The organism is Chryseobacterium sp. CH25 (genome assembly GCF_004119455.1).
Taxonomy (GTDB): Bacteria; Bacteroidota; Bacteroidia; order Flavobacteriales; family Weeksellaceae; genus Chryseobacterium.
In genome coordinates this window covers 1-2,693 of sequence record NZ_NRQT01000020.1, presented here as the reverse complement: position 1 = coordinate 2,693, position 2,693 = coordinate 1, and the positions used below count along the sequence as shown (strand labels likewise).

The window sequence follows — 2,693 nt, the reverse complement described above, 5'->3', positions numbered from 1 at the left end:
TTAGCTCAGTTGGTAGAGCAATGGATTGAAAATCCATGTGTCCCTGGTTCGATTCCTGGAGAAACCACTTTAAAACCTCTGATTAGTCAGAGGTTTTTTTGTTTTCTTACCCGTCACAAATTCGCTTATTATCAAACAATATTCATCTGCTGTTTTATATACAGGTTGAGACCTACTCCTCTACCACATTAAACTTATTGCTTATAAACGCATCAAATCTTTGAAATAAGCCCAGTTTTTATTTTCAATGCCTAAACTTATGACACAACCGAAACAACCCCAATAAACAGACGAAACAGCGTTTTAATAATGAAAACCAAATTTTCCTGTCTAAAGAAGCTATAGTCAGGTGTAGCTAGCCCATCAGAATCCTTAAAAATACTTCCTGTATTTCTTTAAGCTGAACTATTTAATATTTTTTCTTAAAAATTCATACCTCAGAAGTCCTGGCGGAAGTTCCTTACAATAAAAAAACAATTCGTATTTGTTAAATTTCTGATCTAAATTAAGGGTATTAATCTTGTGGGCCACTTCTTCGGAAATTCGTTTTATATTTTCTTCTTTGTGATCACAATCTACTGTAGAAAGGTAAAGAGTATATTTCAATGTATCTTTAGGATATAAAAGTTTCTGTTTTGTATCAGGAGATCTTTCTATTTGAGTTAAATGGTATTCTTTTTTTAATTCAGTAAACAGAATTTTTTCCTTCGGCAAACTATTAATCCTTTGAGCTGAAGAGAAGTAACTTATCCAGGAATCCACCAAAAAACTCATTCCAAAATACACTATTACTCCAACACCTAAAATAATCAAAACCCGTTTAATTGTGCTTCCCATTAAATTTCATAAATATCACTAAATATAAAGGTATTTATTCAATATTCTAACGGTTTTTAACAATGACAAAAAAAAAGACTGTGCCACTTCTATCCGGACTATACTGATATACAATCCAATAAAAGAAAAACATCAGATTGCGAAAGAAAAAAAATAAAAAAACATTGCCAGAATAAAAAAAATATATTAGTTTTGCACCACTTTAAAAACAACGAAGTAATGGTTTCTTAGCTCAGTTGGTAGAGCAATGGATTGAAAATCCATGTGTCCCTGGTTCGATTCCTGGAGAAACCACTTAAAAAGCCTCTGATTATTCAGAGGCTTTTAATTTTGTTCAATAAGGATAGAATCAAACATATCCTAAAAGTTCAGGAACAGGTTTATTTTAAACGATATTATTCCCTTTTACTCTATATATTCCAAATACAAAATCGCTTGGATTTGACTTGAGGAAATCATCTTCCAGCTGGAAAACATCCTGTAATATTTTTTGTTTTTCAGAATCCGGCATTTCATTCCCCACGAAATGATACGCAATGTCTTTAAATACACTCTGAAGGAGGTTATTTCCCATGCCTTTTTCTTCAACGATGTCAAAATATTGGTGAATAGCAGGAATTATACTTTCCGAATCTACACATTCGGAAGGATCAGCAATAATCATTCTTATCACCCCACTTCCATAGTAATGGTTTTTGTAAAGATTGGTTTTATGTATTCTTCTGTACTGTTTAGGAATAATCTGTAATGCTTTATTGATATGTTGAAGTTGCTCTTTTGAATATTGAAGTCTGCTTTTTCCAACAAATTCATTAATAACTAAATGACCTGAAGGTTTTAAACTTTTGATGACCACTTCTTTTAAGAATTGAGAAATCTTTTCAAAATGATGCAGAGAGGCATGAAAAAAACGATATCATATTTTCCAGGCTCAAAATCATATGTTAAAATATTCTCTGCATGGAAAGAAATATTCTGAAGGTCTTTTTCTTTTGCAACTTCGCTGGCTACAGACAACAGTTGATCTGAAAAATCAAAACAGTCTATTTTCCAATGGGGATTAAGTTCAGCTAAACGGAGTTCATGGCTGCATACTCCCGAACCTAGAGCAAGAACCTTTACCTCTGATGAATCCCGAAAATAATTACTGCTGAGGTATTCTTCATATGTGGTATCCGGATTACCGGTAACCAATTGGTTCCATCTTAATCTGACTTCAGGAATACACCAAAAATTAGACGTTTCAATTTCTTTTTCATTAAAAGCACTTTTAGTTCTCTGATAAGAGTCTATTTTTAGTTTGGAAAACAGAAAGGGTAAACCTCTCTGATGAAATTTAATATAAATATCCTTGAGATCTTCTAATGTTAAAAGGCGCATTACTCATTTTTATCTTCGCAAGATAACTAAAAAACAGTGAATGAAAAGAACATTCTTCCTTACCTGCCCTATCTAATTTCGTAGCCATCATGAAAATTCAGACATGTATCTGAATAACTCTGTTTTTTTTTATTAATGTTCTATTCGATGCTTTTTACAGAAAAGATCTTAACTAAAACAATTATAAAAATAACTCATACCATTTTTCAGATTAAAATATAATCATCAAATTACTGACTGACAAATAATTGACTGTAATAGCAGCTTCCAACTGTATATTTTTTCAAAAAAACTTCCATTAAAACTTGTGTGGTATTACAAAATGTTATACTTTTGCATCACTTTAAAACAACGAAGTAAGTCAAACGAATAAATATATGGTTTCTTAGCTCAGTTGGTAGAGCAATGGATTGAAAATCCATGTGTCCCTGGTTCGATTCCTGGAGAAACCACTTTAAAACCTCTGATTAGTCAGA

The 2,693-nt window shown here is 31.9% G+C and carries 3 protein-coding genes and 3 tRNA genes; 3 read left to right on the top strand and 3 right to left on the bottom strand.

Translation table 11 applies throughout. The features are described 5' to 3' along the window. Positions 1-67 (top strand) — tRNA-Phe (locus BOQ64_RS22670). Between the two features lie 338 nt (positions 68-405). Here BOQ64_RS22670 and BOQ64_RS22665 read toward each other — a convergent pair. Next, positions 406-837, bottom strand: coding sequence for a DUF2523 domain-containing protein (locus BOQ64_RS22665; protein ID WP_129059435.1), 432 nt, complete (start codon positions 835-837; stop codon positions 406-408). Positions 838-1,058: 221 nt separating this feature from the next. Between BOQ64_RS22665 and BOQ64_RS22660 the strand changes: the two genes are divergently transcribed. Then, a tRNA-Phe gene (locus tag BOQ64_RS22660) sits at positions 1,059-1,131 on the top strand. Between the two features lie 91 nt (positions 1,132-1,222). Here BOQ64_RS22660 and BOQ64_RS22655 read toward each other — a convergent pair. Next, on the bottom strand, positions 1,223-1,693 hold the full coding sequence (locus BOQ64_RS22655) for a hypothetical protein (RefSeq protein WP_129059434.1): 471 nt from the start codon (positions 1,691-1,693) through the stop codon (positions 1,223-1,225). 5 nt (positions 1,694-1,698) lie between these two features. Beyond that, positions 1,699-2,217 (bottom strand): class I SAM-dependent methyltransferase, encoded by a 519-nt coding sequence (locus BOQ64_RS22650; RefSeq protein WP_129059433.1) that lies wholly within the window; start codon positions 2,215-2,217, stop codon positions 1,699-1,701. 379 nt (positions 2,218-2,596) lie between these two features. On the opposite strand from BOQ64_RS22650, the gene BOQ64_RS22645 reads away from it, so the two are divergent. Continuing rightward, a tRNA-Phe gene (locus tag BOQ64_RS22645) sits at positions 2,597-2,669 on the top strand. The last annotated feature ends 24 nt before the right edge of the window (positions 2,670-2,693 follow it).